Source organism: Methylobacterium sp. A54F (assembly GCF_053346035.1).
Genome location: NZ_JBKFBF010000003.1, coordinates 307352 through 320445, shown reverse-complemented (window position 1 = coordinate 320445; position 13094 = coordinate 307352). Strand labels below are relative to the sequence as shown.

Here is a 13094-nt window from a genome sequence, read left to right as displayed (position 1 = left end):
GCGCCGCAACCGCGCCGTGCGCCTGCATGCAAGAATTGTGGCAGCCGGATCGCCGGCGGCGGGGACCTCAAGGGATGCGGGACGCCTCCCAGGCCGCCCGCCCCTGCCGGTCGAGGGCCTCGAACTCGGCGGGCTCGAGGCGGACGCTCGCGCCCCGCATGTTGTCGGCGAGGTGCCCGGGATCGCCGGTGCCGGGGATCGGCAGCATCACGGGGGAGCGCCGCAGCAGCCAGGCCAGGGCCACCGCGCCGTCCCCGACGCCGTGGCGCCCGGCGATCTCGGCGAGCACCGAGCCCTCGCGGGCCAGCGCCCCGCGCGCGAGGGGCGCCCAGGGGATGAAGCCGATCCCGTGGGCGGCGCAATGGTCGAGCACCGCCTCGCTGGTCCGGTCGACGAGGTTGTACTGGTTCTGCACCGTGGCGACGGGGAAGAAGGTCCGCGCCGCCTCGATGTCCTCCACCGAGACCTCGCTGAGGCCGACGTGGCGGATCAGCCCCTCCTCCCGCATCCGGGCGATCGCCTCGAACTGGACCTCGCGGGGGCAGTCGGGCCCGATCCGGTGGAGCTGCCACAGGTCGATGCGGTCGAGCCCCAGGCGGCGCAGGCTCATCAGCACGCACTGGCGCAGGTAGTCCGGGTTGCCCACGGGCCGCCAGATGTCCGGCCCGTGCCGGGTCAGGCCGCCCTTGGTGGCGATCACGAGGCCCGCGTAGGGATGCAGGACCCGGCGGATCAGGTCCTCGCTGACGAAGGGGCCGTAGCTGTCGGCGGTGTCGATCAGGTCGATGCCGCAGGCCGGCACGCGGGCGAGCGTCGCCTCCGCGGCCTCGCGGGACGGCGGGTCGCCCCAGATGCCGCGGCCGGTGATGCGCATCGCGCCGAAGCCGAGGCGGCGCACCACGAGGTCGCCGCCGATCGCGAAGGTGCCGGAGGGGTTCGGGTCGGACGCCGTATCGGACATGGCGGAGTTCCTCATCCTCCCGTTGCGAAGGCCCCCGATATGGCGCCGGCCCGGGCCCGGAAGACCTGGACGGGGCCGCGCCGGCGGCCGCCGCGTGCGGCAGCGCACGCGAAAAGGGCGCCGCCCGGGACGGGACGGCGCCAGTGTCGCAATCGGAGGGAGTCAGGGAGAGCCGGCGCGGGGAAGCGGAGCGCCCCCGCGCCGGGACAGGCCGGTCAGCCGGCGTTCTTGCCGAGGGAGACCGCGACGAAGCGGGTCTGGCCCTTGGCGCTCTTCACGCGCATCAGCACCGCCTTGCGCCCGCTCGTCTCCGCCGAGCGGATGCGCTCGGCGACCTCGGAGGGCTTCGTCACGGCCTGCCCCGCCACGTCGAGGATGACGTCGCCGCGCTCGATGCCCTTGGCGGCCGCCGGCCCCTCGGGATCGACCTCGACCACCGCGACGCCCTCGTCGGAGAGGCCGACCTCGGCCGCCGGAGCGAGGCTCAGGCCGAGCCGCGGCTGACCGGAGCGGCTGTCGTCGCCCTCGCCGCGGCTCGCCATCTTGCCGTCGGTGGGCAGCGCCCCCAGCGTGATCGTGGCGGTGTCGGACTTGCCGCCGCGCAGGTAGGCGACCTCGACCTTCGCGCCGGGCTTGAGCCCCGCGATCTTGCGGGACAGCTCCTTGGCGTCGGAGACCGTCTGGCCGTTGACCGACTCGATCACGTCGCCGGACTTGAGGCCGGCCTTGGCGGCCGGGGTGCCGTTCTCGGCGTGGTCGACGAGGGCGCCCTTCGGCTTGTCGAGGCCGAGGCCCTCCGCGATGTCCTGCGTCACCGGCTGCACCTGCACGCCGAGGTAGCCGCGGGCGACCTTGCCGTCGGTGCGCAGCTGCTCGACCACCGCCTGCACGGTCTCGGCGGGGATCGCGAAGGCGAGGCCGACACTGCCGCCCGACGGCGAGGCGATCGCGGTGTTCACGCCCACGACCTCGCCGTTGACGTTGAAGGTCGGGCCGCCCGAGTTGCCCTTGTTGATCGGCGCGTCGATCTGCAGGAAGTCGTCGTAGGGGCCGGCGCCGATGTCGCGGCCCCGCGCCGAGACGATGCCGGCCGTCACGGTGCCGCCGAGGCCGAACGGGTTGCCGATCGCCACCACCCAGTCGCCGACCCGCGGGGCGGCCTTGCCGAACTGCACGTACGGGTAGGTGCCGCCGTCCTTGATCTTGAGGAGGGCGATGTCGGTCTTCGGGTCCTTGCCGATCACCTTGGCGTCGAGGGTGCGGCCGTCGTCGAGGGTCACCTGCACGGTCTTCGAGTGGTCGACCACGTGGTTGTTCGTCACCACGTAGCCGTCGCCCGAGATGATGAAGCCGGAGCCGACCGCCCCACGCTGGCCGGAGCCGGGCCGCTGCTGCTGCGGCATGCCGGGCCCGCCGTTCTGGGGACCGTTCTGGCCGAAGCGGCGGAAGAACTCGCGCAGCTGCGGGGGCACCTGCTGCATGTTGCGCTCGGAGGGGCCGTCCTCGTCGTCGGCGCTCGCGCTGTCGTCGAGCTTCACCTTCACCGAGACGACGCCCGGCTTCACCTTGTCGACGATGTTGGCGAAGGAGCCCGGCGGATGCTCGGGGGCCTCGATCGGGGTCTTGGGCAGGGCCTGGGCCAGGGCCGGCGTCGTGGGCTCCAGGAAGCCGGTGCCGAGGGCGCCGCCCGCAACGAGGGCGGCGGCCGCCACGGAAGCGAGGGCGCCGCGGCGCAGGCGGGCAGGCTGGGTCGAGCGATCGGTCATCGGTTGTGTCTCCGGAAGTTCCCACGGGCGCGGCGCGTCCACGAAGGCCTGCGCAACCCTCGCTGCCGTCTTAGGTCGAGCCGCCTGACCCGCCGGTGACGCACGGATTACAAATCCGTCAGGTCCGCCCCGGGCCGCCGGGCATGTCGCGCACAAGTCGAATTAGATCCGCAGTGAAACAACAACTTGTATTTATGCGGTCAGCAGTAACGATAATTGAGAATTTCATCGTTCCTTAAAGTGCTCCCTGCACAAAACCTGGCATGTCGCACATTCCACAAGATCCGCCGCACCCGGCGGCCAGGGCCGCCGGAACCGTTCGCCGCCCGGCGCCGCGGTCGCGGCCGTCCGCCCTGGCCCGGGGCGCGATGCGGAGCGGCGGCGATGCGCCCGAGGCCGAAGACCTGCGCGAGGCGAGGGCCGAGCTCCTGGGCGAGTGTCTGCAACTCGTGAATTTCGCCGTCCTCGTGCACATCTCGGTTGCGCTTACGCTCGCGGCCATCTTCTTCGGCAAGCCGGAGCGGTCCTACGTCCTCGGCCTCCTCGCCGCAGTCGGGCTCACCACGACCGCGATGCTGGCCGCGATGCGGCACCTGCGGGGCGTCCTGGCAGGGATGCCGTCCGAGCAGGACGTGCTGCGCGGCGTCGCGCTGATGTCGGGCCTGTTCCTCGTCCTCGGCGCGGCCTGGTCGACGATGCCGCTCACCCTGTTCAAGCCGTCCGTGTCCGACGGCTACGACGTGATCGCCGCCAGCATCGGCACCGGGCTCATCGCGACCATCCTGGTGATCGGACCGCTCCTCCCGCTCGGCGCCTGCTTCGCGGCGCCGTTGGTGTCGGGCATCGTGGTGGCGGTGGTGCGCTGCGACTCGCCCTTCGACCTCTGGCTCTCGGCCCTTCTCAGCATCTACGCGCTCTTCATCCTCGGCCTCCATGTCCGGGCCTGCCGCCGGGCGTCCCGGCAGGCCCTCGATCGGATCACCATCCGGCACCAGGGCGAGACGATCGGGCTGCTCCTCCACGATTTCGCGGAGGGTGCGAGCGACTGGCTCTGGGAGACGGACGCCGACGGGCGGCTGCTGCAGGTGCCCACCCACATGGCAACGGCACTCGGCCGCCCGGCGGAGGACCTGCGCGGCGTGAGCTTGGCCGACCTGCTGGCGCAGCACGCAGGCCCGGAAACCCCGAGCGCCGCGCAGCCGATCTTCGAGGCGATGCTTCGGCGAGGGGCCTTCCAGACGGTCACCGTCCCGCTCGCGATCGGCGGCGAGGTCCGGTGGTGGCAGATCAACGGCAAGCCGATCCACACATCCGGCCGCGTGTTCACCGGCTACCGGGGCGTGGGGTCCGACATCACCCAGGCGCGGGCAGCCGAGGCGCGCGTCGCCTACCTCGCGACCCACGACGTGCTGACCGGGCTGGCCAACCGTTCGGCCTTCCAGGCGGCGATCACGCTGGCCTGCGATCCCGTCCGGCGCACGGACGCCATGGTCTGCCTGCTCTATCTCGACCTGGACCGGTTCAAGCTGGTCAACGACAGGGCGGGCCACGGTGGGGGCGATCGCCTGCTCCAGATGGTCGCGCAGCGCCTGGGGGCACGGCTTCCCGCCGGCTCGCAGGCGTTCCGCCTCGGCGGCGACGAGTTCGCCGTGCTGCACCCTTGCGCCGCGGCGGACTCGGCATCCGCCCTGGCGACGGCCCTCGTGGCCGACCTGTCGCGGCCCTATCAGGTCGAGGGCGCGCATATCGAGATCGGCGTCAGCATCGGTCTCGCGGGAACGCCGCTAGACGCGGAGGAACCGATGCAGCTCCTCGCGCGCGCCGATCTCGCGCTGTTCACCGCCAAGGCGAACGGGAAGGGCGACTGGCGCCGATTCGACCCCTCCCTCGAGGAGCAGGCCCAGCGCACCCGCCGTCTCGACGCCGACATGCGCCTGGCCCTGGGGCGGGGGGAAATGGATCTCCATTACCAGCCCCTCGTGCGCCTGGCGGACGGAGAGGTCGACGGCTTCGAGGCGTTGCTGCGCTGGAACCGGCCCGGATACGGCTGGGTCTCGCCGGCCGAGATCATCCCGATCGCCGAGGAGACCGGCTTCATCGTCGAGATCGGAAGCTGGGCCCTTCACAAGGCCTGCCGCGACGCGCTGGCCTGGCCGGGCCAGAGGGTCGCGGTGAACATCTCCTCGCTCCAGTTCCGGATGCCGGACTTCTACGACCGGGTCGCCGAGGCGCTCGACGCCACCGGGATCGAGCCGGAGCGCCTGGAGATCGAGATCACGGAGTCGATCATCCTCGATCTCACCGGGGAGGTTGCGGAGAACCTGCGCCGCCTGCGCGAGCGGGGCGTGCGCATCGCGCTGGACGATTTCGGCACCGGCTATTCCAGCCTGAGCTACCTCACCCACTTCCACTTCAACAAGATCAAGATCGACCGCACCTTCATCCGCGACATCCAGAACCGCCCCGACACCGTGGCCGTGGTGGAGGCGATCACCGCGCTCGCCCGCGCCCTGTCGATGGACGTGACCGTGGAGGGCGTCGAGACGTTCGAGCAGTGCGAGATCCTGCGGCTCCGGCGCTGCGGCACCGCGCAGGGGTTCTTCTACAGCCCTGCCCGACCGCCCGCCGAGATCCCCGCCCTCGTCCGGGATCTGCGCACGCGCAACGCCGCGGTGGCCGAGCGGCTGACCGACGCGGCCTGACCCCGCCGCGCCGAGCCGGATTTTTCGAGGGTCGTATCACGGCGTCGCCGGGTGCGCGGGCGCGCCGCGACTGCGGGGGTGGCCACGGGCGCCCGCCCGGGCGATAGGGGCGGCGGGGACGACCCTGCCATCGCGCCCCCCAGCACCGGGAGCCTGTCATGGCCTGGACCCTCCTCTTCGTCGCCGGCCTCCTCGAGACCGGCTGGGCGATCGGCCTGAAGTACACGGAGGGCTTCACGCGGCTCGTGCCCTCGGTGCTGACGCTCGCGGCGATGGGGCTCAGCGTGGTGCTGCTGTCGATGGCCCTGCGCACCCTGCCGGTCGGCACCGGCTACGCGGTCTGGACCGGCATCGGCGCGGTCGGCACGGCGCTGCTCGGCATCGTCCTGTTCGGCGAGCCGGCGAGCGCCGCTCGGCTCGCCTGCATCGGCCTGATCGTCGCCGGCATCGCGGGGCTGAAGTTCGTGCCGTGAGGTGAGCCTTCAGGCCGCGTCCGACGCGACATCCGGGCGCCGCACGGCACTGTAATCGTGCTCCGCCTCGGCCTTCGACAGGTCATGGGCGACCTGCAGGTTCATCCAGAATTGCGCCGTCGTGCCGAAGCGCCGCCCGAGCCGAATCGCCGTATCGGCCGTGACGCCGCGCCGCTTGCGGATGATCTCCGTGAGCCGATTGGCCGGCACGCCGATCTCCTCGGCAAGGCGGCTTGCGCTGAGCGAGAGCGGGATCAGGTACTCGGCGCTCAGAATCTCTCCGGGATGCGTGCGGATCCGAGGCATGATTTCGATCCTCAATGATAGTCGACGATCTCGACATCCTCCGGGCCGTTCTCGCTCCAACGGAAGCAGATCCGCCACTGATCGTTGATGCGGATGCTCCATTGGCCGTTGCGATCGCCGCTCAGCTTCTCCAGGCGATTGCCGGGAGGGCTGCGGAGGTCGCCGATCTCAGCGGCAGCATCGAGCAGGTCGAGCTTGCGCTCCGCAACGGCCGCGAAGGCCCGCCAGGCCCGGTGGCAGCCCTCGCCGGCAAGCAGCGCCTGCGTGTGCTTGCAGCGAAAGCTTCTGATCACGAATCGACCCCACCCCGATACGTATCACGTATAGGCGTGACGTTCGAGGAGCGGTGGCCCTATCCTTCCAGCCGCGCCAGCGCCTCGGTGAGCTTGGCGAGGCGGGCGGCCTCGGCCTCGCGGCGCTCGCGGATCTCGTCGACCACCTCCTCGGGGGCGCGGGCCAGGAAGTCGGCGTTGCCGAGCTTGCCGTCGAGCTTGGCGACCTCGCCCGCGGCCTTGGCGGCTTCCTTGCGTAGGCGCGCCACCTCGGCGGCGAGGTCGACGATGCCCTTCAGCGGCAGGGCCGCCGTGGTGCCGCGCACGAGGAGTTGCACGGAGTTCCGCGGAGCCGTCGCCGCGAAGCGGATCTCCGAGAGGCGCGCGAGGCGCACGAGGGTGTCGTGCCAGGTCTCGATGCGGGCCCGCACGGCCGCCTCCGCCCCCACGAGGACCAGGGGCACCTGGGCGGCGGCCGGCACGTTCGTCTCGGAGCGGGCCGAGCGCACCTCGGTGATCAGGTCGACCACGAAGCCGATCTCGGCCTCGGCCCCGGTGTCGCGCAGGGCGGCGAGGTCCGGCCAGGGGGCGAGCGCCAGGAGGCCGCGCTCCGCGAGCCCCTCGCCCTTGATCGCCCAGAGCTCCTCCGTGAGGAAGGGCATGAACGGGTGCAGGAGCTTGGCGATCTGGTCGATCAGGCAGGCGATGGCCCCTTGCGTCTCGGCGCGCAAAGCGGGATCGACCCCCTCCCCCTGCAGCACGGGCTTGGCGAGCTCCAGGTACCAGTCGCAGAACACGTTCCAGACGAAGCGGTAGGCCGCCGCCGCCGCGTCGTTGAAGCGGTAGGCCGCGAGCGCCGCCTCGACCTCGGCGACGGCGCGGGCCGCCTCGCCGAGGGCCCAGCGGTTGAGGACGGCCTCGGCCGCCTCGGGGCGGAAGCGCGGGTCGAGCCGGCAGCCGTTCAGCTCCGCGAAGCGGGCGGCGTTCCAGAGCTTCGTCGCGAAGTTGCGGTAGCCCTCGACGCGCTGGAGGCTGAGCTTGATGTCCCGCCCCTGGGCCGCCATGGCGCAGAGGGTGAAGCGCAGCGCGTCCGCCCCGTACTGGTCGATGAGCCCGAGGGGATCGACCACGTTCCCCTTCGACTTCGACATCTTCGCCCCCTTCTCGTCGCGCACGAGGGTGTGGAGGTAGACGGTCGCGAAGGGGGTCCGGTCGGTGACGTGGAGGCCGAGCATCATCATGCGGGCGACCCAGAAGAACAGGATGTCCTTGCCGGTGACCAGCGCGCTCGTCGGGTAGTAGCGGGCGAGTTCGGGCGTGCTCTCGGGCCAGCCGAGCGTCGAGAACGGCCACAGCGCGGACGAGAACCAGGTGTCGAGGACGTCGGGGTCGCGGGTGAGGACGACGCCCGCGCCCCGCGCCGCGCGCGCCTGCGCCAGCGCCCCGGCCTCGTCCGCCGCCACGTAGGTCCCGCCCTCCCCGTCGTACCAGACCGGGATCTGGTGGCCCCACCAGAGCTGGCGCGAGATGCACCAGGGCTCGATGTTCTCGAGCCACTGGAAGAAGATCCGCTCGTAGTTGTCGGGCACGAACCGCGTCTGGCCGTCGCGCACGGCCTGCAGCGCGCGGTCGGCCAGCGGCTTCACGTTCACGTACCACTGGTCTGTGAGGTAGGGCTCGATGACGACGCCCGAGCGGTCGCCGTGGGGCACCGCGTGGGTGTTCGGCTCGATCAGGCGCAGGCGCCCCCGGGCCTCCATCAGCTCGACCACCGCCTTGCGGGCCGCGAAGCGGTCGAGCCCATCGAGCGCCAGGGCCTCGGCCTCGGGCTCGGCCCCGTCCAGGAAGTCGGCGTTGCCCGCGAGGCTGATCCGCGCCTCCGGGTCGAGCACGTTGATCGGCCGGCAGCCGTGGCGGCGGCCCACCTCGAAGTCGTTGAAGTCGTGGGCGGGGGTGATCTTCACCGCGCCGGTGCCCTTCTCGGGGTCGGAGTATTCGTCCGCCACGATCGGGATCAGGCGGCCGACGAGGGGCAGCCGGACGCGGGCGCCGACGAGGTCCGCGTAGCGTGCGTCCTCCGGGTGCACCGCCACCGCGGTGTCGCCGAGCATCGTCTCGGGCCGCGTGGTGGCCACCGTGATGACCGCGCCGGTCTCGGCGCCGCTCGCGTCCACGACGGGGTAGTCGAAGTGCCAGAGGTGGCCCTTCACCTCGACCTGCTGCACCTCGAGGTCCGAGATCGCGGTCTGGAACTTCGGGTCCCAGTTCACGAGGCGCTTGTCGCGGTAGATCAGGCCCTGCGCGTGGAGGTCGACGAAGACCTTGACGACGGCGGCCGACAGGCCCTCGTCCATGGTGAAGCGCTCCCGCGACCAGTCGCAGGAGGCCCCGAGGCGCTTGAGCTGGTTGACGATGGCGCCGCCCGATTCCGCCTTCCAGGCCCAGACCCGCTCCAGGAAGGCCGCGCGGCCCAGGGCCCGCCGGTCGGGCTCGCCGCGCTCAGCGAGCTGGCGCTCCACCACCATCTGGGTGGCGATGCCGGCATGGTCCGTGCCGGGCTGCCAGAGCACGTCGCGGCCGCGCATGCGCTCGAAGCGGCAGAGCACGTCCTGGAGCGTGTTGTTGAGGGCGTGCCCCATGTGGAGCGTGCCCGTCACGTTCGGCGGCGGGATCACGATGCAGTAGGGCTCGGCGCCCGCGCGCTCCGGGCGGCCAGCCCGGAAGGCGTCCCCCGCCTCCCAGGCGCCGCTGACGCGCGCCTCGACGGCGGCGGGGTCGAAGGTCTTGTCCATCATGGGGCTATGGGCCGGTGTCGGGTCCGCGGGAGGTGTGCCCGCTTTCAACCCGTCGCGGCGCCCGCGTCAACACGTGCGGGCGCGGGGGAGCCCCGGCCGGACGGCCTTGATCGCCCCGCCGGCCTCAGCGCCCGCGGGAGACCCGCTCGATCTCGGCGCGCACCAGGCGCTCGACCATCACGGGCAGGTTGTCGTCGAGCCAGGCCTTGAGCATCGGCCGGAGCATCTCCTTGACGAGGTCCTCCAGCGTCCGGGCGTTGTTGGACAGCACCGTGTGGGCGAGGAGGCTGAAGGCCTGGTTCACGCTGGCGTCGGTGGCGGCCGAGGTCAGGGCCTCGGCTGCCGGCTCGGGCTTCGCCTCGAAGGCCGGCTCAAACTTGGGTTCGGCCTTGGGCTCGGGCGCGCGGGCCGGCTCCGGCCGGACGGCCCGGACGGGCTCGGGCTCCGGCTCGACATCGAGGGCGTCGAAGTCGATCGTCTCGTCCCCGAAATCGATCGGGTCCGGCTCAAGGGGCGCGGGACGTGCCGGCTCCGGCACCGCCCGAGGGGCCGGGCGGGCCACCGGCTCGGCGACCTCGGCGAGATCGAGCACGTCGTCGGCCGGCGGGGGCGCGGCGCGGGCGGGCGCCGCCTCCTCGGCGGGCTTCACCGCCTGATCGTCCGCGATGATGCGGCGGATCGAGGCGAGGATCTCCTCCATCGAGGGCTCGTGCGCCTTGTCGCCGGCCTTGTCCTGAACTTTGGGGCTCGCTGCACTCATCAGGACGACGCTCGGGCAAGGGAGGGCGGGCAACAGGAGAGGATGTGCGGGCCGAACCGGCGCCGCGGCCCACTATTTCACGCGCGTCGCGCGAGGCAAGCGCATCCGCGCCACGGTCGCCCCGAAACCCGCGCGGCGGACGCCCCGGCTCAGCGTCCGTCGGGGGTCCGGACGCCGAACCAGAGGTCCTTGACCTGGTCGAGGTGGACCTTGGCGCTGTAGCTCGCCACCGGCAGCGCCGTGAAGCGCGCGGTCAGCCGCCCGACCGCCTGAACCACCCCGTAGGAGAAGATCACCCGGTCCCGCTGCGCCGTGATCAGGTTCACCCGCGCGTTCAGCAACTCCTGCTGCGCGTTCAGAACGTCGAGCGTCGTGCGCTGGCCCACCCGCGCTTCCTCGCGCACGCCGTTCAGCGCCACCTCGTTGGCCTGGACCTGCGCCTGCGAGGCGATCACCCGCGCCTTGGCGGCCTCCAGACGTCCCCAGAAATCCACGATCTGCGCCCGGACCTGGTCGCGCACCTGCTCGGCCTGGATCCGGGTCTGGTCCACCTGCTCCTTGGCCTGGCGCACCTGCGCGTAGACCTGGCCGCCCTCGTAGATCGGGATCGACACCCGCCCCAGGATCGAGGCCGACAACCCGTTCGAGTTGGCCAGCTGCTGGTCGTAGCGTTGGCTCACCGCGCCCTGCAGGCTCACCGTCGGGTAGAGCTGGCCCTCCAGCACCTTCACCTGCGCCTCGGAGGCGTCCACCGAGTGCAGCGCCGAGACGATCTGCGGGTGCTCCTTGAGCCCGATCTGCACCGAGGCGTCGAGGCTTGCCGGCACGAAGCGGTCCAGCGGCCGGCCCGGGGCGAGCTGGCGCGGCTCGACGCCGATCACCTGGCGGTAGATGCCGATCGAGGCGCGCAGCTGCGCCTCGGCCGCGCTGACGTCCGAGCGGGCGCCGGCAAGGCGCGCCTCAGCCTGGGCGACGTCGGTGCGGGTGACCTCGCCGACGTTGAAGCGGTCGCGGGTCTGGCGCAGCTGCTCTTCGAGCACCTCGACGTTGTTGCGCCGCAGCTCCAGCGTTGCGGTGTCGGACAGGACGTTCATGTAGGCCTGCACGCCGTTGTACAGGACCGTCATCTCGGTGAAGCGCAGGGTCTCGCGCTGGCTGTAGACCGTCGACTCGGCGCGGCGCGTGTTGTTGTCCGTCTGGAAGCCGTTGAACAGCGTCTGGTTCACCGTCAGCCCAGCCCCGCCCGGAAGCGTGGTCTGGTCCACGGCAACGCCCGAGAACACGCCCTGGAACTTCGAGACGGAGATGTCGGCGGTGACGTTGACGGTGGGCCGGTAGCCGGACTGGGCGATGGCGACGTTCTCGTCCGTGGCGCGCACGCCCGCGCGCCCGGCATTGAGCTGGGGGTTGCCGCCATAGGCCCGCGCCAGGGCGCTCTCGAGCGTCTCGGCCCGGGCCGGGTCGGTGCCCGGGAGGCCGGCGCTCAGGAGGCCGGTGCCCGCGGCGAGGATCGCCCGACGAAGCGCCGGGCGGCTCGGCCAAGCTCTGCGTTCTCTCACGTCGATCAGCCCTTGCGGTTTCTCGATGATACCGGCCGCCCGTCATAGACGGTCGCGACGCGTCGTTGCACGTCGACCGGTCACGTCCGCCCCGGCCGAACCTTAGCCGAGAAGCGCGCCAGCCGCCCAGGGCCGTGAGCCGTCCCGCCCCCCGAATCCTCGGTCGGTGCCGCATAAAAGCGACACCCGTCCGGGTTGCACACAGGGATCCCCAGGGTCACGGGCCAGCGAATACTGCCCGAACGCGCCCTTGCGGGCACAACGACAGGTGAGATTCGGGCCTGGGCGCCCCGAAACCTTGGAGAATCACCCGTCCGGGCACCCGGGGCCCCGGGGCCCGCGCGGAGCCCGTCAGAAGGCGAAGCCGCGCTCGGCCTCGAAGGCCGCGAGCGCCGGCAGGGCCGCATCGAAGAGCGGGCGCGCCCCGAAGGCCTCGCCGGCCCGCACGAAGAGCGTTGCCTTGGCGGCGCGCTCGGGCCCGAGCACGCAGACGAGGCGGCCCCCGTCCTCGAGCTGGTCGAGGAGCGCCTGCGGGCGCAGCTCGACGCGGCCGTTGACCAGGATGCCCGCGTAGGGCCCCTGCCCTGCCGCGCCCTCGGCGAGGGGCCCCTCGGCGACCTCGGCCTCGGCGCCGAGCCGCTCCCGGGCGCTCGCCGCGAGGGCCGGCACCTCCTCGAGGGCGACCACGGAGGCCCCGAGCCGCGCCATCAGGGCCGCGGCGTAGCCGGTGCCCGTGCCGACGTCGAGCACGCGGGCGCCGGGGGTAATCGCGAGGGCCTGGATCAGCCGGGCGAGCACCATCGGGGCGGGCAGTACGCGGGTGCCCCCCTCGCCACCGTCGAGGCGCAGGCTCTGGTCGATGTAGGCGAAGGCCTCGCGGCCGGCCGGCACGAAGCGCTCGCGGGGGACGGCATCGAAGGCGTCGAGCACCGCGATGTCGTTCACGTCGAAGGTCCGGAGCTGGCAATCCACCATGAGGCGTCGCGCCTGGGCGTAATCGATCATGCGGGCCGTCTTTCCTCGACGCGTGTCGTTAGCCGGCGCGCCCGCGCGACCGGGCAGAGGCCCCGTCGCCCCCAAGCGCGGCGCGTCCCGGAGCAGGCGGGTTTGTCGGGGATCGGCCGCCAAAAGGCAAGGTTCCGGCCGGCGCCGGGCGGGCGGTTCGGAGCGGTGTAGGCGGGGGAGGAAGATGCAGGGAAGAACGGTGCGGGCGTGACGGGCGCCGGCGGAAGGGTGTGGAGGCCTCGCCCGGAATCGAACCGGGGTGCAAGGATTTGCAGTCCTCTGCGTAACCACTCCGCCACGAGGCCTCGTCCCGACGGCGCGGGCGCCGTCACGTCCGGGCCGGGCGGCCGCCCCGGAGCGAAGCGGTCTCTAGCAGAGGCGCGGCCGGCAGGGCAACGGTCTTCTCCGGCCTTCCGGGGGCGCCGCCCGCGTTTGTGACGATTTGTCGACGGCCCCCGAAAACAGCCCTTGCGCCCCCCCGCCGGCCTGTGTAGA

The 13094-nt window shown here is 72.2% G+C and carries 10 protein-coding genes and 1 tRNA gene; 2 read left to right on the top strand and 9 right to left on the bottom strand.

Annotation, left to right across the window (positions count from 1 at the left end; genetic code table 11):
• Positions 1 to 67 precede the first annotated feature (67 nt).
• Together ACLBXP_RS07880 and ACLBXP_RS07875 are read right to left on the bottom strand one after the other, a co-directional pair.
• Entirely contained in the window at positions 68 to 961 is an 894-nt protein-coding gene (locus ACLBXP_RS07880; protein ID WP_447667040.1) for an aldo/keto reductase, read from the bottom strand.
• A gap of 215 nt (positions 962 to 1176) precedes the next feature.
• Positions 1177 to 2727, bottom strand: coding sequence for a Do family serine endopeptidase (locus ACLBXP_RS07875; RefSeq protein WP_447667038.1), 1551 nt, complete (start codon positions 2725 to 2727; stop codon positions 1177 to 1179).
• Positions 2728 to 3095: 368 nt separating this feature from the next.
• Here ACLBXP_RS07875 and ACLBXP_RS07870 point away from each other — a divergent pair, with 368 nt between their 5' ends.
• The gene (locus ACLBXP_RS07870; RefSeq protein WP_447667037.1) at positions 3096 to 5429 is read left to right on the top strand and encodes a putative bifunctional diguanylate cyclase/phosphodiesterase; all 2334 of its coding nucleotides are present in this window, start codon (positions 3096 to 3098) and stop codon (positions 5427 to 5429) included.
• A gap of 158 nt (positions 5430 to 5587) precedes the next feature.
• Positions 5588 to 5902, top strand: a complete 315-nt coding sequence (gene sugE / locus ACLBXP_RS07865; RefSeq protein ID WP_447667035.1) for a quaternary ammonium compound efflux SMR transporter SugE — start codon at positions 5588 to 5590, stop codon at positions 5900 to 5902.
• Between the two features lie 9 nt (positions 5903 to 5911).
• Here sugE and ACLBXP_RS07860 read toward each other — a convergent pair whose 3' ends face one another.
• The 7 genes from ACLBXP_RS07860 to ACLBXP_RS07830 form a co-directional block, all read right to left on the bottom strand.
• Positions 5912 to 6208: a HigA family addiction module antitoxin gene (locus ACLBXP_RS07860; RefSeq protein ID WP_447667033.1), complete on the bottom strand. Its 297-nt coding sequence runs from the start codon at positions 6206 to 6208 to the stop codon at positions 5912 to 5914.
• Positions 6209 to 6219: 11 nt separating this feature from the next.
• A complete protein-coding gene (locus ACLBXP_RS07855) occupies positions 6220 to 6501 on the bottom strand; it encodes a type II toxin-antitoxin system RelE/ParE family toxin (protein ID WP_447667031.1) in 282 nt (93 codons plus the stop codon).
• Between the two features lie 59 nt (positions 6502 to 6560).
• Positions 6561 to 9275 carry a valine--tRNA ligase gene (locus tag ACLBXP_RS07850; protein ID WP_447667029.1) on the bottom strand — a complete coding sequence of 905 codons (2715 nt, stop codon included), beginning with the start codon at positions 9273 to 9275 and terminating at the stop codon, positions 6561 to 6563.
• A gap of 124 nt (positions 9276 to 9399) precedes the next feature.
• Positions 9400 to 10035 carry a DUF2497 domain-containing protein gene (locus tag ACLBXP_RS07845; protein ID WP_447667027.1) on the bottom strand — a complete coding sequence of 212 codons (636 nt, stop codon included), beginning with the start codon at positions 10033 to 10035 and terminating at the stop codon, positions 9400 to 9402.
• A gap of 149 nt (positions 10036 to 10184) precedes the next feature.
• A complete protein-coding gene (locus ACLBXP_RS07840; protein ID WP_447667119.1) occupies positions 10185 to 11603 on the bottom strand; it encodes a TolC family outer membrane protein in 1419 nt (472 codons plus the stop codon).
• 342 nt (positions 11604 to 11945) lie between these two features.
• The gene (locus ACLBXP_RS07835; protein WP_447667026.1) at positions 11946 to 12599 is read right to left on the bottom strand and encodes a protein-L-isoaspartate O-methyltransferase family protein; all 654 of its coding nucleotides are present in this window, start codon (positions 12597 to 12599) and stop codon (positions 11946 to 11948) included.
• Between the two features lie 231 nt (positions 12600 to 12830).
• Positions 12831 to 12904 (bottom strand) — tRNA-Cys (locus ACLBXP_RS07830).
• Positions 12905 to 13094: the final 190 nt, after the last annotated feature.